Source organism: Streptomyces sp. NBC_01267, from assembly GCF_036241575.1.
Lineage (GTDB): Bacteria > Actinomycetota > Actinomycetes > Streptomycetales > Streptomycetaceae > Streptomyces.
This window is the reverse complement of sequence record NZ_CP108455.1, coordinates 3,306,240-3,325,994: the sequence shown is the minus strand read 5'-3', so window position 1 is coordinate 3,325,994 and position 19,755 is coordinate 3,306,240. Positions and strand designations below refer to the sequence as shown.

The window sequence follows — 19,755 nt, the reverse complement described above, 5'->3', positions numbered from 1 at the left end:
GGGGCTTGTGCTCGGCTGACTGGCTACCCGTAAAATCTAACGGTCCGTCAGAAACCGCGGGAAGGGGCCGGACATGGGGAACTTCTTGGCAGGCAAAGTCATCGCCGTGACAGGTGCCGGGCGTGGCATCGGCAGGGCGGTCGCATGCGCCGCCGCAGCCGAGGGCGCGAAGGTCGTCGTCAACGACTACGGCGTCTCCATCGAGGGAGGTGAACCCGCCAGCGAGGTCGCCGAGTCCGTCGTCAAGGAGATCGAGGCGGCGGGCGGCGAAGCGGTCGCGGTCGCCGACGACATCTCGACGATGGCGGGCGGTCAGCGGATCGTCGATGTCGCACTGGAGCGGTACGGGCGGATCGACGGCGTCGTGTGCGTCGCCGGGATCCTCCGCGAACGCATGCTCTTCAACATGTCCGAGGAGGAGTGGGACCCGGTGGTCGCCACCCATCTGAAGGGCACGTTCACCGTCTTCCGGGCCGCGTCGGCGGTGATGCGCAAACAGGGCTCGGGCACCCTCATCGGCTTCACCAGCGGCAACCACCAGGGCAGCGTCGCCCAGGCCAACTACAGCGCGGCCAAGGGCGGCATCATCTCGCTGGTCCGCAGTGCGGCGCTCGGCCTCAACAAGTACGGCGTGACCGCGAACGCGGTGGCCCCGGTGGCCCGGACCCGGATGTCCGCGAACGTACCCATGGAGCTGAAGGAGATCGGCGAACCGGAGGATGTGGCCGCCCTGGTGACGTACCTGCTCTCCGACCGGGCGCGCGCGGAGAAGATCACCGGCCAGGTGTACACGATCGCGGGCCCGAAGATCGCGGTCTGGGCCCAGCCGAGGGAGCTGCGGGCCGGTTACGCGGAGGGCGCGCCCTGGACGCCCGAGCGGATCGCGGACTTCCTGCCGGGGACGGTGGGGGTGGACCCGATGCCGATGCTGGCCCAGCTGGAGGAGATGGCGCGGGCGGCGGCGGCGAAGGAGCGGCCCAATGGGTGATCCGGCGGCCGTCCGCCGAGCCGGTCGCCCGCACGCTCCCGTGGAGGAGGCGCACCGTGGACTTCACCCCCGGGCCTGAGGACAGCGCCTTCCGCGCGGAGGCCCGCGCCTGGCTCGAAAGCCACTTCGTGGGCGAGTTCACCGCCGCCGAATCCATCGGCGGACCCGGCACCGAACACGAGGCACCGGAGCTGCGCCGCGCCTGGGAACGCGAACTGGGCGCGGGCGGCTGGGTCGGCATCGGCTGGGACGGCGAAGGCCGGGGCGGCGCCGGTCAGGGCGAAGGCCCGGCCGGTACGGGCCGTGGCCCGTACGGGAACCGGCGCGCCACCCTCACCCAACAGGTCGTCTGGGCCGAGGAGTACGCCAGGATCCGCGCCCCCGGCCGGGTCGGCCACATCGGCGAGAACCTGCTCGCCCCCACCCTCATCGCCTTCGGCGACGACGAACAGCGGGCCCGCTTCCTGCCGCCGATCGCCCGTGGCGAGGCCCTCTGGTGCCAGGGCTACAGCGAGCCGGGCGCCGGTTCCGACCTGGCGGCGGTGCGCACCGCCGCCGTACCGGACGGGGGCGGCGGCTACCGCGTCACCGGCCAGAAGATCTGGACCTCGCTCGCCCGGGAGGCCGACTGGTGCTTCGTACTGGCCCGCACCGAGGCGGGCAGCCGCGGCCACCGGGGGCTGTCGTTCCTGCTGGTCCCGATGGACCAGCCGGGCCGGATCGACGTACGGCCGATCCGCCAGCTCTCCGGCACCAGCGAGTTCAACGAGGTCTTCTTCGACGGTGCGCGGGCGGACTGCGTGGTCGGCGGCGAGGGCAACGGCTGGCGCGTCGCCACCGGCCTGCTCGCGCTGGAGCGCGGGGTCTCCACACTCGTCCAGCAGATCGGCTTCGCCGCCGAACTGGCCGAGGTGGTGCGCACCGCCGTCACGTCCGGGGCCGCCGACGACCCGGTGCTGCGCGACCGGCTGGTACGCCAGTGGGCCGAGCTGCGCACGATGCGCTGGAACGCCCTGCGCACCCTGGGCCGCACCGACGACGTCGGCGCCCCGAGCGTGGCCAAGCTGCTCTGGGGCGGCTGGCACCAGCGTCTCGGCGAGCTGGCCGTACAGGTGCAGGGGGCGGGCGGCGCCGTCGGACCGTACGACTGGGAGCCGGCGAACCCGTACCGACTCGACGCACAGCAGAGCCAGTTCCTCTTCAGCCGGGCCGACACGATCTACGGCGGCTCGGACGAGATCCAGCGCACCATCATCGCCGAGCGGGTGCTCGGCCTACCGAGGGAGCCGAGATGAGGGGTGTCGTCTTCGACGGCAAGCAGGCCCGGGTGGTCGACGACCTGGAGATACGTGACCCGGGGCCCGGCGAGGTCCTGGTGGACATCGCGGCGGCCGGTCTCTGCCACAGCGATCTGTCCGTGATCGACGGGACGATTCCCTTTCCCGCACCGGTCGTTCTCGGCCACGAGGGCGCGGGCGTCGTCGAGGCGGTCGGGGCGGGCGTGAAGCACGTGGCGCCTGGTGACCACGTGTCGCTGTCCACGCTGGCCAACTGCGGCGCGTGCGCGGACTGCGACCGGGGCCGCCCGACGATGTGCCGCAAGGCGATCGGCCGACCGGGGCAGCCGTTCTCGCGCGGTGGCCAACCGCTGTACCAGTTCGCGTCCAACTCGGCCTTCGCCGAACGCACGGTGGTCAAGGCGGTCCAGGCCGTCAAGATCCCCCAGGACATCCCGCTGACCTCGGCCGCCCTGATCGGCTGCGGGGTACTGACGGGTGTGGGGGCGGTACTGAACCGGGCGAAGGTCGACCGCGGCGACTCCGTGGTGGTCATCGGCACCGGCGGCATCGGCCTCAACGTCCTCCAGGGCGCGCGGATCGCGGGCGCGGCGACCGTCGTCGCGGTCGACGCGAACCCCGACAAGGAGGCGGTGGCCCGGCAGTTCGGGGCGACGCACTTCCTGACGTCGGTGGAGGGCGTACGGGAGATCCTGCCCAAGGGCGCCGACCACGCCTTCGAGTGCGTGGGCCGGGTGGAGCTGATCCGCCAGGCCATCGACCTCCTCGACCGGCACGGCCAGGCGATCATGCTGGGTACCCCGCCCGCGACGGCGGAGGCGTCGTTCCTGGTGTCGTCGATGTTCCTGGACAAGTCGATCCTGGGCTGCCGGTACGGGGCCTCGCGCCCGCAGCGGGACATTCCGCTGTACGCCGGGCTGTACCAGCAGGGGCGGCTGCTGCTCGACGAACTGGTGACGGAGACCTACCCGGTGGAGGACTTCGCGAAGGCGGTGGACGACGCGGAGCACGGGCGGGTGGCACGCGGGGTCCTGACGTTCTGATGCTCAGACGTTCTGAAACTCGGACGTTCAGACTCTCTGACTCTCTGACGTTCTGAGCCTCGGACTCTCCGACGTTCGGAAGCTCCGATGTCCGGACCTTCCGGCTACCCGGCCTTCCGGCTATCCGGCTATCCGGATACCCGGCTATCCGGCCTTCTGACTGTCCGGTGATCCGGCTGCTCGTTCGGAGCAGCCGGATTCGGCCGGGTTTCGGCCCGCCACGTGCCTTCCCCGCGTGCTCCGTCCAGTCGCTGCGGCCCCGGCGGCGGTACCCGGGGCTCGCGATCGCGCCTTTCCGGCAACCGTCACACGCACGATGCGTGGCGTTCAGCGGTACGGCCACTCGGTCCTGTGACTCTCGTTCGCGACAAGAGGCCCCAGGAGCCAGGGAGTCAATTCGCATGCCCGCAGCAGACGCAGCACGCTCCGCTCTCACCGGCCGCCGCCGGTTCCTCGCAGGTTCCGCCGTCGCGCTCGGCGCCGCGGCCACCGTCCAACTTCCGTTCTCCGGCGCCGCATCCGCCGCCACCCCGGCCCTCCCCGACGGGCTGTTCCGGCTCGGCATCGCGTCCGGCGACCCGCTGCCGGACGCCGTCGTCCTCTGGACCAGGCTCGCACCCGACCCGTTGAACGGCGGCGGGATGCCGGACGCCCCGGTCACCGTCGAATGGCAGATCGCCGAGGACGAGCGCTTCCGCACCATCGTGCGCCACGGCACCGAGAGCGCCGTACCGGAGCGTGCCCACAGCGTGCACGCCGACGCCAAGGGGCTGAAGCCGGACCACAGATACTGGTACCGGTTCCGCTGCGGCGGCCAGGTCTCGCCCGTCGGCCGCACCCGGACCGCGCCGGATCCGCTCTCCTCCGGCGGCAAGCTCCGCATCGCCCTCGCCTCCTGCCAGAACTGGCAGCAGGGGTACTTCACCCCGTACGCGGACATGCGCGCCCAGGACCCCGACCTGGTCCTCTTCGTCGGCGACTACATCTACGAGTCCACCCCGTCGGCCGCCGCCGTGCGCGTCCACGAGGGCCACGGCGAGCCGTACACCCTGGGCCAGTACCGCAACCGTTACGCCCAGTACCGCACCGACCCCGACCTCCAGGCGATCCACGCGCAGGCGCCCTGGGTGGTGACCTTCGACGACCACGAGGTCGACAACGACTACGCCGGCCAGGTCCCGCAGGATCCGGCCAAGCAGTCGCACGAGGCGTTCGTCGCCCGGATCACCGCCGCCTACCAGGCGTACTACGAGCACATGCCGGTGCGCGCCGCGCAGGTCCCGAACGGGCCGCACGTCCAGATGTACCGGCGCTTCGACTACGGCCGCCTCGTCCGGCTGAACGTCCTGGACACCCGCCAGTTCCGCAGCAACCAGGTCACCACCCAGGCGGGCGCGGAGGACCCGAAGCTCACCATGCTCGGCGCGCGGCAGAAGGAGTGGCTGCTGCAGGGGCTGCACCGCTCACCGGCCCAGTGGAACATCATCGCCTCGCAGATCATGATGGCCGAGACCGACCTGAAGCTCGGGGCGGGCAAGCTCTGGTACTACGACGCCTGGGACGGCTACCAGGTCGAACGCAACGCCCTGATGGCCGAGTTGCAGAAGGTCCACAACCCGGTGGTGCTCTCCGGCGACCGCCATCTGACGATGATCAGCGACCTGAAGAAGGACTTCGCGCACCCGTCGTCGGCGGTGGTCGGCGCGGAGTTCGTCGGTACGTCCATCTCCAGCGGCGGCGACCAGGACCTGGCGGCGTTCCACAAGGAGTGGGACCCGCTGAAGGCCGACAACCCGCACTGGAAGGTCATCGACGCGCACCGCGGCTACCACCTGTTCGACATCGGGCAGTCGTCGGTGGACGCGCAGGTGCGGGTGGTGGACACGGTGCTCAGCCGGAAGGCGAAGGCGAGCACCCTGGCCCGGCTGCAGGTGCGGTCGGGGCGGCCGGGGGTGCAGCTGCTGCGCTGAGCCCGGTGTTACGGTCCCGGCCGGTTCACGGTGCCACGCTCCCGGCCGGGGTGCCGTGTGCCTGGCGGTCCCCGGCCGGGGCGCCGTGTGCCGTACGGAACGTCCGCCGGTACGCGGTCGGCGTCACCCCCAGCGCCGCCTGGAAGTGCTGGCGCAGCGACTGCGCGGTGCCGAACCCCGCGTCCTGTGCCACCTCGTCGACCGACAGGTCCGAGGACTCCAGCAGATACCGGGCACGTTCCACCCGCTGACGGGTCAGCCACTGACCGGGGCTGATGCCCGCCTCCTCCCGGAAGCGGCGGGTGAAGGTGCGGACGGACATCGACTCCCGCGCGGCCAGGTCCCGCAGCCGGATCGGCTCGTGCAGCCGGCCCAGCGCCCAGGCCCGTGCCCCGGTCGTCGTCGCCGACTGCGCGTCCGGCAGCGGGCGTTGGATGTACTGGGCCTGGCCGCCGTCCCGGTGCGGCGGGACGACCGTACGGCGGGCCACGTCGTTGGCGACCGCCGTTCCGTGGTCGCGGCGCACGATGTGCAGACACAGGTCGATGCCCGCGGCCACGCCCGCCGAGGTCAGTACGTCGCCGTCGTCGACGAACAGGACGTCGGGGTCGACGCGCACGGCGGGGAACAGCCGCTGGAAGTGCTCGGCGGACGACCAGTGCGTGGTCGCGGGGCGCCCGTCGAGGTATCCGGCCGCGGCGAGGACGTATCCGCCGGTGCAGATGGAGACGAGCCGGGTGCCGGGCCGGATGTGGGCAAGGGCGGCGGCCAGCTCGCCGGTGAGCCTGCCCTCGGTGTGCACCGGGCCGAGTTCGTACGAGGCGGGGACGACGACGGTGTCGGCGGTGGCGAGCGCCTCGGGTCCGTTCTCGACGCTGATGGAGAAATCGGCGTCGGTACGGACGGTGCCCGGCGGGCGCACGGAGCAGGTGACGACCTCGTAGAGCGGGCGTCCGTCGGAGCCGTGCGGGCGGTCGAAGATGCGGTGCGGGATGCCGAGTTCGAAGGGGAGCAGCCCGTCGAGGGCGAGCACGACGATCCGGTGGGGCCGGGGCATGGGGCTCTCCGTTCCTCCTTGTGAGACAGGACTGGTGGTCCAGACCACTCCTTGATATGCATCAGACACTGTGACTGAAAAGCACCTGACCGACCAGGTCATTCCCGAACTCCCTTCCCCGCTCTCCCCGGCAGGCTTCGACAGTGAGCCGCTGACTCTCTGGAACCGCAACTTCCGCTACTTCTTCACCGCCCGTACCGTGGCCCGCTTCGGCGACGGCATGGTGCCCGTCGCCCTCGCCGCAGGGCTGCTGGACACCGGTCATGGCGCCTCCGCCGTGAGCTTCGCGCTCGGGGCCTGGACGGTGAGCTTCGCCGGGTTCGTCATCGTGGGCGGAGTGCTGGCGGACCGCTTCACCCCCCGCCGGATGATGGTGCTCGCGGATGCGATGCGCCTCGTCGCCACCACGGTGCTCGCGCTGGTCTTCGTGACGGGCGCGCCGCCGCTCTGGCTCGTGTACGGGCTGAGCGCGGTCAACGGCCTGGGCGCCGCGCTCTTCCAGCCGGGCGTCGCGAGCATGCTGCCCAAGGTCGTCCCCGACGTGCAGCGCGGCAACGCACTGCTGCGGGTCGCCGAATCGCTGACGACGATGGCGGGCCCCGCGGTGGCGGGCGCCCTGGCCGGAATGGGCGGCCCCGGCACGGTCTTCGGCCTGAACGCGGCGACCTTCGCGGTCAGCGGCATCTGCCTCTTCCTGATCCGGATGGCCCCGATGGCCCGCAGTCACGGCGAGTCGCTGGTGGCGGAAATCGTGGGTGGCTGGAAGGAGTTCAAGGCACGTACCTGGCTCTGGGGTGTCATCGCCGTCTGGACGGTGTACGGGGTGATGGTCCTGGGCCCGCTGATCCCGCTGGAGGCGGTCGTCGTCACCGGGCGGCACAGCTCCGCGATGTACGGCCTGATGATGACGGTCAACGGCGCGGGCAACGCGGTCGGCGGCCTGATCGCCATGCGCGCCCGCCCCCGCCGCCCGCTCTTCGCCGGTACCTTCGCCCTCTTCGGGATGATCGCCAACCTGCTGGTCCTGGCCTACGACGTACCGCTGGCGCTGCTCTCCCTGGGCTTCTTCATCGGCGGTGTGGCGTCCGCGTTCTGGCTGGTGATGTGGTCGACGACGGTCCAGACCCACGTACCGACGGAGGCCCTGAACCGGCTGCACGCGTACGACGTGGCGGGCTCGATGATCATGCTCGCGGTCGGCCGGGCGCTGGCCGGACCGGTCGCCGACGCGGTCGGTATGAAGCAGGTGCTGGTGACCGGGGTGGTGATCAACGTGCTGGTGTGCGCGGTGCTGTTCGCGGTCCCGGCGATACGGGGGCTGCGGCGCAAGGTGTAGGCACAGGCCGCGGGGCGTGCAGGCCGTACGGAGGGCGCGCACGCCGTCCGGGTCGCTCAGGGCCGTAACGGTCGCGCAGGCCACTCGGACCCGGTGGCCCGATCGTATCGAAGGCTGTCCCCCGGGCCACTCGTACGGCCCGGCCGCCCGCGTGATGCTGGGCCGCGTGACGCAGACAAGCGAACATCTCGCCGCCCCCGAACGGCCACCCCTCGGCCGCCGACCGCGCCTGCACCGCGCCTGGTTCGTCGCCGCGGTGACCTTTGTGACGATCATCGGCGCCGCGGCCTTCGCGTCGCTGCCGGGGCTCCTGATCGATCCGTTGCATCGGGAGTTCCACTGGTCGCGCGGCACGATCGGCTTCGCGGTCTCGGTGAACCTCGCGCTGTACGGGCTCACGGCGCCGTTCGCCGCGGCCCTGATGGACCGCTTCGGGATCCGCCGGGTGGTGGCGGTCGCGCTCACCGTCATCGCGGTCGGCTCGGTGCTGACGGTGTGGATGACGGCCGCCTGGCAGCTGATCCTCTACTGGGGCGTCCTGGTCGGTCTGGGCAGCGGCTCGATGGCGCTGGCGTTCGCGGCGACGGTCACCAACCGTTGGTTCGTCGCCAAGCGGGGCCTGGTCACCGGCGTCCTCACCGCGGCGGGCGCCTCCGGCCAACTGGTCTTCCTACCGTTCCTGTCCTGGCTGGTCGAACACCACGGCTGGCGCCCGGCTGCGGTCACCGTGGCACTGGCGGCGCTCGCGGTGGTGCCGCTGGTCTGGATCCTGCTGCGCGACCACCCCGCGGACGTCGGTCAATCTCCCTACGGTGCAACAGAGTTCGTACCTAAGCCGCCGCCCGCCACGGGTGCGGCCCGCCGTACCCTGGACGTGTTGTTCCGGGCGGCCCGCACAGGGCCGTTCTGGCTGCTGGCCGGTACGTTCGCGATCTGCGGCGCGTCCACCAACGGCCTGGTGAAGACCCACTTCGTCCCGGCCGCCCACGACCACGGCATGCCCGTCACGGCCGCCGCCTCGCTGCTCGCGGTGATCGGCGTCTTCGACATCATGGGCACGATCGCGTCGGGCTGGTTCACCGACCGCTTCGAGTCCCGCCGGCTGCTGGCGGTCTACTACGCGCTGCGCGGCATCTCGCTGCTCTTCCTCCCGATGCTGCTCGCTCCGTCCGTCCACCCGCCGATGGTCTTCTTCATCGTCTTCTACGGCCTCGACTGGGTGGCCACGGTCCCGCCGACCATCGCCCTCTGCCGTGAGCACTACGGCGAGGACAGCGCGATCGTCTTCGGCTGGGTGCTGGCCTCGCACCAGGTGGGCGCGGCACTGGTCGCGTACCTGGGCGGTCTGGCGCGGGACGTCTTCGGCTCGTACGACGTGATCTGGTACGCGTCGGGGGCGCTCTGCGCGGCGGCGGCGCTGATGGCACTGGTGATCAGGCAGCGGCCGGTGATGGCAGTCGCGGCGGGCTGAAACCTAGAGGGGGGGAGCTCCTCAGGCCGAGAAGCGGCTGCCCGGGTTCATGCACCGAGGTTCCAGCGTCGGCCGTCCGGTGCGTACCAGGCGTGCACATGGCCGTCCGGTGCACGAGTGATTCCGTAACGGGACTGGTCGGGCATCCCTTGCTCGGTCCACCACCTCCAGGCAGCTTCGACCTCCTCCCACAGCTCTCCGGGGCCGCCCCAGGTGACGGTCGCGCCTCCGTGTGGCGCTGTCAGCGGTGTGCGCGCCCATGCTCCGTCCGGTGTCTGGAGTTGCAGAGCGGTCCGGCCGTCGTCGTCGATGTGGTAGACGAGTTCGGCGTCAGGCAGGGTGAAACCGAGCAGCAGCCGGAACGGGTAGCAGCCACGGATGTCGGTGGCCGTCACCACGGTCGGTCGCGTTCCGGTCTCCGTCGCGTACGGCGCGCGTTGACGGTTCGGGTAGGTCGTGGGTGCGCTCCGTGCGGGCATGAAGCGCCCGCTCGTGCGGGTGTAGTGCCCGGTTGCCGTGCCGTCCGCTTCGACGGCGAGGCGGACGATCCCCCCGTCGATCCCGAACGCGAGGTCGGTGAGGACGAACCCGCCCGGCTCTGTCTGCTCGATCCACGCATCCGGGATCCGGGGCACCGAGCACGTGGCAATGATCCGGTCGAACCGTCCCCCTCCCGGGAAGCCGCTCTGCCCGTCTCCGACTGCGAGGTGCGGATGGAAGCCCAGCTGTCCGAGACGGGTCCGCGCGAGCTGTACGAAGTCCGGGTCCACGTCGACGGAGTGCACCAGATGGTCAGCGAGGCGGGCAGAGAGCAGGCCCGCGTTGTATCCGGTACCCGTTCCGATTTCCAGGACGCGCTGCCCGTCCTGCACCGACAGGTCGTCCAGCATTCCCGCCATCAGGCTCGGCAGAGTGCTGGACGACGTGGGGATCCCCGTCCACGCCTGGTCATCCACCTTCTCGGCCGAAGCCGGGTCGAGGGCCGTGACGAGCGTGCGGTCGCGGTAGACATCCTCAAGCCCGCCCTCGTGGACGGTGTGCCGCAGGCGCCACACCGTAATGCCCCTGGCATTGGTCTCCTGTTCGTACCAGCGGGGCACGAGAACGTGCCGGGGGACCTTGGAGAACGCCTCGGCCCACTGCGGCGTGCGGATCACGCCGGCCTTGGCCAGTTCGTCGGAGAGCACGGCCAGGTGCGGTCGTGCGATGTCGGCAGCTGACTGATTCACGCGGCTGCTCCTTGCAGTTCGTCGGCGATGGCTTCCGCGATCGGCAGATCCGTGGCGTGCGCGATCCAGTCCCATTGTCCGCACGGATTCGCCTCAAGAAACGTCCACTCCCCGGCGGGCGAGACGACGAAGTCCAAGGCGGCGTAGCGCAGATGAAGCATGTCGAGGAGTCGACGCACCCCGCTCGCGACGTCGGCGGGGGTGTCGGTTGCCGCATAGGTGAGCGACGCGTAGTCGGTGCGCCAGTCCTCGTACGCGGCATCGCTCCCGGCATGGATCTCCGCAGCGAACATGCGGTTCCCGACGACAGTGAGCCGTACTTCGTACGCCTTGTCGGCCCACGCCTGGAAAAGGTGCGCGGTGCTCTCGATGCCCCGCAGGTCCGTCAGGCCGTCCGCGTCCAGGCGCTTCGAGTAGACGGCCTTGAGCTGGTTGCCTTCGATGAACACCGGGGACGCGACGGGCTTGCACACGATCGGGCCCCGTGCCTCGGCCGCGAAGGCCCGTACGGATTCAGGTCGGTTGGTGATGAGGGTCGGAGCGATCCGCAGGCCGGCTTCCCGGGCTGCGGCCAGCTGGACCGGCTTGTACTCGGCGCGGGCCATGGCGGCTGGGTTGCTGACCCAACGGCAGCCCTCCAGAGCGGTGATGACCCCGCCGAGCCCGGCGCGGGCCTGCGCGGCGGCGAAACGCCGTTCAGGCCCGGACATGTCTTCGGGGAAGGAGAATCCTCCCGGCGCCCGGAAGTAGACAGCGTCGATGTCGGCCAGATCCACCGTCCGGCTGTCCGTGGCCAGTTCGCCGTGCCAGGTGGCCGCCTGATCGATCCGGGCCGCCACCCCCAAATGCTGGGGAAAGTCAGCGGTGTCCATGCGGAATACCCGCGCCCCGCGCTCGCCGAGAATCTTGATGACGCGGTCGGTCGGCCAGTCGTCCCGAGCCGCGATGACCAGGATCGCCGACATCAGTCCTTGGCCCCCTCATCCAGCGGGGGCGGGTTCGTGGTGCTGCCGTCGGGAATCGTCGGGGAGTGCGTATTGGCCATGACGGTGACCGGATTGCCGTCGGTGGTGAGCGACATCTGAAGTTCGTCGTCATAGGCGGTCTCGGGTACGACGGTGGCCTGCTGGGCGTCGGGGACTCGGACGAAACGGAGAATCCACGGTCGGCTGCTCACAGGGGAGGGCTCTTCCGCACTGGACGGCAGACGGTCGCCTTCAGGCGCCATGGGAAATGCTTCACGTGGGTGTGCGACTGTGGTCACGATCTCTCTCTTCCTTCGTAGTGGAGCGGGGCCGGGCCGCTCAAGCTCGATTACTCCTGGCCGTAGGCGAGTTGGGTAGTCGCCTTCTCTCTCTCATGCGTTGCGGTCGGAGGCCCGCTCCGGCCGGGTCTTACGGGACTCCGGCCGGGGCGGGTGTTGTCGGGTGCGACCCTTGAACCCGATTCGGTCGCCATGGGGTGTGGTGCGTGGGTTATACGGCCAGGTCGTGAACGCGGAACATGAGGAGCGGGACAGCGACGAGGCAGGAGAGCACCGTCAGGGCGGCGAGGCGGTTCTTCGGCTCACGCATCGCTGTTCCGGGGCGGTTGGTGATCGCAGGGGCAGGGACGGGGCTCACCCGGGCGCATCCGCCTGCCCTGCAACTCCGTACTGCTGACGCCCGTGCACCCGTCATGGTCCGTCCTGAACACCCGGGCCTGCATGCATGGTTCGCAGGCCAGCAGGGTTCGCGGGCCGAGCGCCGCATCCAACTGCTCCTCAAGCGCGGCCTTCAGCTGCTCCGCGTCGGTGAGGTAGCGCAACGGTTCAAGCGGGACCTTCCACCACAGGCCCGGTCCTTCGGTGCGCTCCACGGACGGTACGAATACGTACGAGGCGCTACCCAGTACGGTCACGCACGATCCGGGCCGGTGCTGCCATGTGTCGGCGGTGCCAGGCTTGATGAGCCAGTACAGCTTCTGTGCGTAGCCGTCCTGGATCACCGCGCCGCAGTTCTCGCCGAGTTGGTCGACGACGGTGGCTCCGATGCTGCACGGGGCACGGACGGCGTCCCAGGAGCGTCCGGCGGCCACCAGCTCGCCCACGGTCCCCTGCGGAGGCTTCCACGGTGCGACGCAGTCACTCACCGCACGCCTCCAGGTTCTCCAGGTGCGTGCACAACGCGTCCACCGAGCGCGCCAGGCGCTGCGCATAGCTGAGCACGACGGGCAGCCGGTATCCCTGTGTAGCGCTCAGGCGTCGACGCGCCTCACCGATACCGGCCGCCGTAGTAGCCCGCAGTTCGTCCTCCGGGGGGCGCTGAGAAGCGAGCTCCGAAACTTCAGGGATGAGCAGCATCAGATGCCCACGAAGTTGCAGGCACATGGTGTCGAGTTCTTTCAGAGAAGGGAGTTCTGCGTTCTCACCCAGCAGACGGGCGGTGATGACGCGCATCGTCTCGACATCGACCGGACGTGGGTCTCTGTTCGGCTGCGCCGGTAGAACTGTAGGTTTCTGCATGTCGGTCTGCTCCTCAGATCGGCCACGCCCCCGGGCCGTTCACGCGGCTGCGGGGGTCCTGACTCTCACTGTGCAGACAGAAGAAGGCCGGAACTGTCAGAGTTCACTGACAGTTCCGGCCAGAGGGTGACACTACGTCATAGGCCCAGCCATGAGCCGTAGTTGCCAAAGGTCTCGGGCATGCGGCGACGCGCGGCATGCAGTCCCGCGTACGTCTCACGGACCGTCGGGTGATAGCGAGTCTGCTGTGGAGCGAGTTTCCGCGCCGTCTGCAAGCTCTTGAACGCCGACTCGGTGTGCCCGGTCCACATCTGTGCCCGAGCCACCTCCGCGTAATGGTGCGCGAGTCGTGACGGCGGCCAGCCCTCCGGGACGGTGATCCTGGCCGCTTCTTCGACGGCCTCCGGGTACAGGTCCAGTTCAGCGAGGACGCCCACCCGGTGCACGCTGACATTCGTCGGTCCGAAGGAGAGCCAGTGGACCGTCTCCGCGGGCCCTGTGATCTCCGCGAGGCGCTTGGCTTCACCGAGATGCGCCTGCGCGGTCTCCCGGTCCTTGTCGCGGCCTGCCAGGACCGCAACGCCCAGGTGGAGCTGTCCCATGGCTACGTCCGTCACCCGGCCTGGCTCGGCCTGCTCCAGCGCGGACATGCCGAGCGCGATCAGCCGCTTGCCCGTTCGGTAGTCACTCGCCCGCAGGTAGGCCAGGGCGCGCATGTACTGCCTCAGCCCACTCAGTACCGGGTCCGATGCCCGCCGGGCAGCCCAGTCCATCCGGTCCAGGGCCACCGTGCACAGGTCCGCGAACCCGAGCTTGGTCGTCACGTCGTACGCAGTGCGGTACGTGCTCGCCAGGAGCTGCCACACCCGGTCACTGTCCTGCGTGTGCGCGGCCGTCGTCGCCTCATGGATGAGACTCGGCAGCGCGGCCGCGACCTGCTTGATGTTTGTCTTCCGCACCAGTGCGCACAGCCGCTCGGCGTCCGCCTCAAGCTCTTCCAGGGAACGCGGCGCGATGTCGGGGTCGGCACCGAGGTCGTAGATGTTCAAAGCCTCGCGGATGGGATTGATCAGACCGTCCAGCTGATCCTTTCGCAGCTCGTCCATGTACGGCTGGCCTGTCAGCTCCGTGATGGGGACGGACAGTGCACGGGCCAGCGCCCCCATCACGGATGGGCTGGCGGGCATCGCACCTTGCTCAACCTTGGTGATGGTGCTGTACGAGATGTGGGAGAGGTCGGAGAGTTCTCGCTGGGTCAGCCGACGGACCTTGCGAGCGTGGGCGATGCGTGCACCGGCGTGCTCTTCGACGTGCGGGGGCATACGGATCTCCGTTTCTGGCGGCCACTAGGAACGGTACGCCCGCTTGAGACGGTGCTGCCGGACGAAAGCCCCTGCGAAATAGCCTCGTTGGTCACTTTCGTGCCTGTCCGAACGGGTCTCCCGGACTCTGGTCGGACGGACATCCGTGGGAGGACGTGGTGGCCCGCTCGCTGATCGTGATCGCCGAGGGCCTGCGGTATCCCCATCAGGGGTGAGGCCACTGTGTGAATCTCTGGCGCTGGGCCCCGGAGAGCAGGGGCCACGGCAGCACCCAGGTGGCTGGTCGCCGGGCGGCTTTGCCCGCGTCGTGGGGTTGCTACTGGTCTCTGGGCTCGCTGTACGTGGACGCGAGCTCGACGCCTTGAATTCTGCGGAGCCAGCCGACGAACAGCCGGAGCGCGATTCCGCATCCGGCACACCAGCCCCAGCCCGCGGTGACAAGTGCTTGCAAAATCGGGCGCTCTGCGCGGGGGCCGAAGGCTGAGAGGGGCAGCCCCCTCAGGCCGTGAAGCGGCCGAACTTCCCCTGGTGGAACAGCAGCGGCACACCCTCGCCCGTGCCGCCCAGTGCCTCCACCCGGCCCACCACGATCAGGTGGTCGCCGCCCGTGTGCACGGCGTGGATGCGGCAGTCGATCCAGGCCGGTACGTCCGCGAGCAGCGGTGCGCCCGTCACGGGCGCGGGGGTGTGGACGACGCCCGCGAACTTGTCCGCGCCGCTCACCGCGAAGCCGCGGCACAGTGGGCCCTGGTCCGCGCCCAGGATGTTGACGCAGAAGGTTCCGGCGCGGGCGATGCGCGGCCAGGTCGTCGACGTACGGGCGACCATGAACGCGACCAGTGGCGGGTCCAGGGACAGTGAGGCGAACGACTGGCAGGCGAAGCCGGTCGGGCCGTCGGCGTCGGTGGCCGTGATGACCGTGACGCCGCTGGCGAAGTTGCCCAGTACGCGGCGGAATTCGGCCGGGTCCACCGGCAGCCGCTCGTCGTCCGCGACGGCCCGCAGGTCGGGGCGGGGGAGCGGGTCGACCGGCTGTGCCGTCGTCGGGGCGCCCACGGACCTGAGGTATCGGACGGCGGCGACCGCCATCCCTGCGTGTCCCATCACTCCTCCATTGAAGCTGACGGTGCGTCAGATGGGAACCCCCGGGCGCCCGGACGGCTTGTGGGGGTACCTGTCGGCGTTGCCCTGAGTCTGTGTCATCATCCTTTCACTAACACGTTAGTGAAAGAGGGTGGAGAGAGGGTGGAGATGGTCGCATTCCGGATCGACCGGCACAGCGGGGTCGCCACGTACCTGCAGATCGTCCATCAGGTGAAGACCGCGCTGCGCCTCGGCGCACTGGAGCCGGGGGACCGGCTCCCCACGACCCGGCAGGTGGTGGAGGCCACCGCGATCAACCCCAACACCGTGCTCAAGGCCTACCGCGAGCTGGAGCGGGAAGGGCTCGTCGAGCCACGGCCCGGCAAGGGGACCTTCGTGTCCCGCTCGCTCTCCAGACCGGAGGCCGCGGCGGGCTCCCCGCTCCGCGCGGAGCTTGCCGACTGGCTGGCGCGGGCCCGCGAGGCCGGGCTCGAACGCGAGGACGTGACGGCCCTGGTGGCCGACGCGCTGGACGAGAGCCATCCGCGTACCCAGAACATCCCGCGCTCCCAGGGCACCCCGCGTTCCCAGGACTCCCCGCGCTCGTCGAAGCCGCGCTCATCGAAGCCGGGCTCATCGAAGCCGGACTCGTCGGAGCCGGACTCATTGGAGGAAGAAGAGTGACTGTTCCGACCGCAGACACAGCGGTGCGGGCGCAAGGCCTCGGGCTCAGGTTCGGCAGCGGATGGGCCCTGCGTGACTGCGACTTCGCGGTACCGGCGGGCCGGATCACCGGCCTCGTCGGCCCCAACGGCGCGGGCAAGAGCACCCTGCTGCACCTCGTCTCCGATCTGATGCGCCCCACGACCGGCGAGGTCCGCGTCTTCGGTGCCCTGCCCGGCGCCCCCGGGGCCCGTGACCGTACGGCCTTCCTCGCCCAGGACAAACCGCTCTACGCCGGCTTCACCGTCGCCGACACCCTCCGGATGGGGCGCAAGCTCAACCGTGGCTGGGACGCCGCCCTGGCCGAGAGCGTCGTACGGGCCGGGGACATCTCCCCGCACGCCCGGGTGGGCACCCTCTCGCCGGGGCAGCGCACCCGGATCGCGCTGGCCGTGGTACTCGGCAAGAAGCCCGATCTGCTGCTGCTCGACGAGCCGTTGGCCGACCTCGACCCCGTCGTACGCCACGAGGTCATGGGCCTGCTGATGGCCGAGGTCGCCGAGCGTTCCATCAGCGTCGTCATGTCCTCGCACCTGCTCGCCGAGCTGGAGAACGTCTGCGACCACGTCCTGCTGCTCAAGGGCGGCGGGGTCCGGCTGACCGGTGACGCCCAGGACCTGTGCGACAGCCACACCCTGCTCACCGGCCGCGCCGACGAGGGCGCCGCCGACGGGCTGCCGCCCGAACTGGACCGCGCCACGGTCGTGGAAGTCACCGTCACCGGGCGCCAGGTCACCGCCATGGTCCGCGGCGGCGGTCCCGCCGGAAGCCGCTGGGACACCGCCCGCCCCTCGCTGGAAGAACTCCTGCTCGCCCACCTCCGCGCCCCGGTGCCGCCGCTCCCGGGCCAGGGCGCCGCACCGTCCGTACCCACCACAGAGGAGGCCGAAGCGTGAGGGGCACCCTCTGGCTGGCCTGGCGCCAGCAGCGCATCCAGATAGCCGTCGGCGTGGTCGTCGTCGCGGCCTGCGCGCTCTATGTCGCGCTGCAGCGCGCGGACATGACGTCGTTCATCGACAGTCATCACGTCGCTCTCTGCAAGGGGTGGAACGGCCCCTGCGTCGACAGCCCGTACGTTCTCGAACTGCTCTACACCCACGCCGACCACATCAGGATGCTCGGCTGGATCAGCGCGGCCCTGCCGGTGCTCATCGGCCTCTTCTGGGGTGCGCCCCTGATCGGCCGCGAGCTGGAGAGCGGCACCTACCGGCTGGCGCTCACCCAGGGCGTGGGACCGGTCCGCTGGTTCGTCTCCCGCTTCGGTCTCGCCGCGCTCTGCACGGTGGTGGGCTCGGCCGCGTTCGCCGGGCTCGTCGCCTGGTGGTGGGCGCCGATCTCCAACATGCTCGACGGCCCCTACTGGTACGACAGCGCCATCTTCGACGCCACCGGCCCGGCCGCCGTGGCCGGCGCCCTCTTCGGCCTCGCCGCCGGAACCGCGGCCGGGCTGCTGGTGCGCCGGGTGCTGCCCGCGATGGGGGTGACGCTGGTCGTCGTCCTGGGCGTCCGCGCCGTACTGGACGCGTGCCGCTTCCACCTCGGCTGGCTCACCCCGCTCACCCGGACCAGCCCCGGTATGCAGCCCAAGGCGCTGATCGGCAGCGCCAGGTCCGCCGGGGACTGGGGATACCTCACCCCGTCCGGCAAGCACGAGGGGATCGTCAACTGCGAGTTCTCGGGCGCCGAACTCAAGCGGTGCATGGCTGAACACGGTTATGTCGGCCGCTTCTACAAGGTCTATCCCAGCAGCGACTTCTGGTCCTTGCAGGCGATCGAGTCGGCCGTCTTCCTGGTGCTGGCCGTGGCGCTGATCGCGCTGATCGTCGTGAGGCTGCGCGGCCGGCGCTTCTAGGACGGGTCCCGGGGCCGGCCCGACTCAGCCCCGTCCCCGCCCGCCCGTCTCCGTTTCCCCGTCTCTGCCTCCCCGTCCACCCGTCCATCCGTCCACCCGTCCATCCGTACGCACGTCACACCACACCCGCCGTCACCTCGGAGGTCCGCACCGTGTCGTCCAAAGCCATGCTCAAAAACCGAACCAGCTTGTCCCACAAGGTCCGTTATGCAGTGATGAATCCCGCTCGGGTCGCGCCGTACGTGAAGCGGACCGCGCGGGACAGCTGGCTCCGTATCAAGCACCCGAACCACGTCGACTACTACCGCGCCGTCATGGCCTCCGACACTGCCCGCAACCCGGAGGCGGCCGTCGGCAGCCAGACCCACGACCGGTGGCTGGCGCTCGGCAAGATGCAGTTCGACTACCTCGGCGAGCACGGGCTCACTCCCGCGCACCGGATGCTCGACATCGGCTGCGGCAACCTCCGTGCGGGCTGGCGCTTCATCGATTACCTGGACAGCGGCCACTACTACGGCATCGACATCTCGCCCGACATCCTCATATCCGCCAAGGAGACCCTGACCAGGTACAACCTCCAGGCGAAGCTGCCGCACCTGACCATCACCCAGAACCTGAAGCTGGAATTCCTCCCGGACGCCCACTTCGACGTGGTGCACGCGCACAGCGTCTTCTCGCACTCGCCGCTCGACGTCATCGACGAGTGCTTCTCCCACGTCGGCCGCATCCTGGCACCCGGCGGCTTCTTCGACTTCACCTTCGACCGGACCGAGGGGACCGAACACCAGGTACTGCGGGAGGACTTCTACTACCGCACCGGGACACTGATCGCGCTGGCCGAGAAGCGGGGGCTGCGCGGCCGGTTCATGGACGACTGGGAGACCCGCAAGCACGGCCAGTCGAAGATCCGGGTCAGCAACCCGGAGTAGGACCGACCGGCATGGGGGCGGCGGCCGGGCGGCATACGCGCGCCCGGCCCGCTTTCCACCGGCCGGGCGCCCGCTCCGCCTTCCATCGAGAGGGTGCCCGGTCCGCCTTCTACCGGCCCCGGTACTCCGGCGCCCTCCGCTCCACGAAGCTCGCCACTCCCTCGTTCGCGTCGGCCGTCGTCATGTTGATCTCCTGGGCGGCGGCCTCGGCGGCGAACGCGGTGGCGCGGTCCGACTCCAGTGAGCTGTTCACCAGTTGCTTGGTGAGGGCGAGGGCGCGGGTGGGCCCCTGCGCGAGGCGCTCGGCCCAGGCGTGGGCGGTCTTCAGCAGCTCCTCGTCGGGCACCACCCGGTTGACCAGGCCCATCCGTTCCGCGTCGGCCGCCGGGAGCGAGTCGCCGAAGAACATCAGCTCCTTGGCGCGCTGCGGGCCGACCAGCCGGGGCAACAGATACGCGCCGCCGCCGTCCGGGACCAGCCCGCGGCGGACGAACACCTCGATGAACTTGGCGGATTCCGCGGCCAGTACGAGATCACAGGCCAGCGCGAGGTGGGCGCCGATCCCGGCCGCGGTGCCGTTGACCGCGGCGATCACCGGCTTCTCGCAGTCGAGTACGGCGGCTACGAGGCGCTGCGCGCCCAGCCGGATCGTGCGGGCCACATCGCCGGGGACCCGCTCGCCGGTGGCGGGCGCGCCCCGGAGGTCGGCGCCCGCGCAGAATCCCCTGCCGGTCGCGGTGATGACGACCGCCCGGATGTCCGGGTCGGCGGTGGCCTCCGCCAGCAGGCCGATGATGCGCTCGCGCTGCGACCAGGTGACCGCGTTCATCGCCTCGGGCCGGTTGAGGGTGATGAGGGAGACGGAGTCACGGACGGTGTGCAGGACGGTGTCCGGGACGGAGGTGGGGGCCGAGGTCGGGGCTTCGGGCGTCGTGCTCTCGGAAGTCATCG

The 19,755-nt window shown here is 70.3% G+C and carries 18 protein-coding genes and 1 pseudogene; 10 read left to right on the top strand and 9 right to left on the bottom strand.

The window, feature by feature from the left end; translation table 11 throughout:
• Positions 1–73 precede the first annotated feature (73 nt).
• From OG709_RS15195 to OG709_RS15180, 4 genes are all read left to right on the top strand, one after another.
• Complete coding sequence (locus OG709_RS15195) at positions 74–988, top strand: SDR family NAD(P)-dependent oxidoreductase (RefSeq protein WP_250301223.1); 915 nt, start codon at positions 74–76, stop codon at positions 986–988.
• Between the two features lie 56 nt (positions 989–1,044).
• A complete protein-coding gene (locus OG709_RS15190; RefSeq protein ID WP_326694633.1) occupies positions 1,045–2,283 on the top strand; it encodes an acyl-CoA dehydrogenase family protein in 1,239 nt (412 codons plus the stop codon).
• Positions 2,280–3,329, top strand: coding sequence for a Zn-dependent alcohol dehydrogenase (locus tag OG709_RS15185; protein ID WP_250301225.1), 1,050 nt, complete (start codon positions 2,280–2,282; stop codon positions 3,327–3,329). The genes OG709_RS15190 and OG709_RS15185 overlap by 4 nt, the downstream gene beginning before the upstream one ends.
• A gap of 401 nt (positions 3,330–3,730) precedes the next feature.
• Positions 3,731–5,299 carry an alkaline phosphatase D family protein gene (locus OG709_RS15180; protein ID WP_266642427.1) on the top strand — a complete coding sequence of 523 codons (1,569 nt, stop codon included), beginning with the start codon at positions 3,731–3,733 and terminating at the stop codon, positions 5,297–5,299.
• Between the two features lie 25 nt (positions 5,300–5,324).
• Here OG709_RS15180 and OG709_RS15175 read toward each other — a convergent pair whose 3' ends face one another.
• Positions 5,325–6,356, bottom strand: coding sequence for a GlxA family transcriptional regulator (locus OG709_RS15175; RefSeq protein ID WP_266642429.1), 1,032 nt, complete (start codon positions 6,354–6,356; stop codon positions 5,325–5,327).
• Positions 6,357–6,426: 70 nt separating this feature from the next.
• Between OG709_RS15175 and OG709_RS15170 the strand changes: the two genes are divergently transcribed.
• Both OG709_RS15170 and OG709_RS15165 read left to right on the top strand, forming a co-directional pair.
• Complete coding sequence (locus OG709_RS15170; protein ID WP_250301228.1) at positions 6,427–7,692, top strand: MFS transporter; 1,266 nt, start codon at positions 6,427–6,429, stop codon at positions 7,690–7,692.
• Between the two features lie 154 nt (positions 7,693–7,846).
• Entirely contained in the window at positions 7,847–9,163 is a 1,317-nt protein-coding gene (locus OG709_RS15165; protein ID WP_329166508.1) for an MFS transporter, read from the top strand.
• A gap of 47 nt (positions 9,164–9,210) precedes the next feature.
• Here OG709_RS15165 and OG709_RS15160 read toward each other — a convergent pair whose 3' ends face one another.
• From OG709_RS15160 to OG709_RS15130, 7 genes are all read right to left on the bottom strand, one after another.
• Positions 9,211–10,392 carry a methyltransferase domain-containing protein gene (locus tag OG709_RS15160; protein WP_329166506.1) on the bottom strand — a complete coding sequence of 394 codons (1,182 nt, stop codon included), beginning with the start codon at positions 10,390–10,392 and terminating at the stop codon, positions 9,211–9,213.
• Positions 10,389–11,357 (bottom strand): ATP-grasp ribosomal peptide maturase, encoded by a 969-nt coding sequence (tgmB, locus tag OG709_RS15155; RefSeq protein ID WP_266642433.1) that lies wholly within the window; start codon positions 11,355–11,357, stop codon positions 10,389–10,391. The genes OG709_RS15160 and tgmB overlap by 4 nt, the downstream gene beginning before the upstream one ends.
• Complete coding sequence (gene tgmA / locus OG709_RS15150) at positions 11,357–11,569, bottom strand: putative ATP-grasp-modified RiPP (RefSeq protein WP_266642435.1); 213 nt, start codon at positions 11,567–11,569, stop codon at positions 11,357–11,359. The genes tgmB and tgmA overlap by 1 nt, the downstream gene beginning before the upstream one ends.
• Positions 11,570–11,958: 389 nt before the next feature.
• Positions 11,959–12,522, bottom strand: coding sequence for a hypothetical protein (locus OG709_RS15145; RefSeq protein WP_266642437.1), 564 nt, complete (start codon positions 12,520–12,522; stop codon positions 11,959–11,961).
• Entirely contained in the window at positions 12,515–12,895 is a 381-nt protein-coding gene (locus OG709_RS15140) for a DUF6415 family natural product biosynthesis protein (protein ID WP_266642439.1), read from the bottom strand. The genes OG709_RS15145 and OG709_RS15140 overlap by 8 nt, the downstream gene beginning before the upstream one ends.
• Positions 12,896–13,032: 137 nt before the next feature.
• On the bottom strand, positions 13,033–14,217 hold the full coding sequence (locus tag OG709_RS15135) for a helix-turn-helix domain-containing protein (RefSeq protein WP_266642440.1): 1,185 nt from the start codon (positions 14,215–14,217) through the stop codon (positions 13,033–13,035).
• Positions 14,218–14,715: 498 nt separating this feature from the next.
• Entirely contained in the window at positions 14,716–15,306 is a 591-nt protein-coding gene (locus tag OG709_RS15130; RefSeq protein WP_329169122.1) for a flavin reductase family protein, read from the bottom strand.
• A 162-nt stretch (positions 15,307–15,468) separates the two neighbouring features.
• Here OG709_RS15130 and OG709_RS15125 point away from each other — a divergent pair, with 162 nt between their 5' ends.
• The 4 genes and pseudogenes from OG709_RS15125 (at position 15,469) to OG709_RS15110 (ending at position 18,804) form a co-directional block, all read left to right on the top strand.
• Positions 15,469–15,984 carry a GntR family transcriptional regulator gene (locus OG709_RS15125; protein WP_266642441.1) on the top strand — a complete coding sequence of 172 codons (516 nt, stop codon included), beginning with the start codon at positions 15,469–15,471 and terminating at the stop codon, positions 15,982–15,984.
• Positions 15,981–16,475 (top strand): annotated as a pseudogene (locus OG709_RS36065) (ATP-binding cassette domain-containing protein); the annotation flags it as partial. The gene OG709_RS15125 and the pseudogene OG709_RS36065, both read left to right, overlap by 4 nt.
• Before the next feature lie 440 nt (positions 16,476–16,915).
• Complete coding sequence (locus tag OG709_RS15115) at positions 16,916–17,875, top strand: transporter (RefSeq protein WP_250301236.1); 960 nt, start codon at positions 16,916–16,918, stop codon at positions 17,873–17,875.
• A 167-nt stretch (positions 17,876–18,042) separates the two neighbouring features.
• A complete protein-coding gene (locus OG709_RS15110; RefSeq protein WP_250301237.1) occupies positions 18,043–18,804 on the top strand; it encodes a class I SAM-dependent methyltransferase in 762 nt (253 codons plus the stop codon).
• A gap of 109 nt (positions 18,805–18,913) precedes the next feature.
• On the opposite strand, the gene OG709_RS15105 is transcribed toward OG709_RS15110, so the two are convergent.
• Positions 18,914–19,753: an enoyl-CoA hydratase/isomerase family protein gene (locus tag OG709_RS15105; protein WP_284348080.1), complete on the bottom strand. Its 840-nt coding sequence runs from the start codon at positions 19,751–19,753 to the stop codon at positions 18,914–18,916.
• Positions 19,754–19,755: the final 2 nt, after the last annotated feature.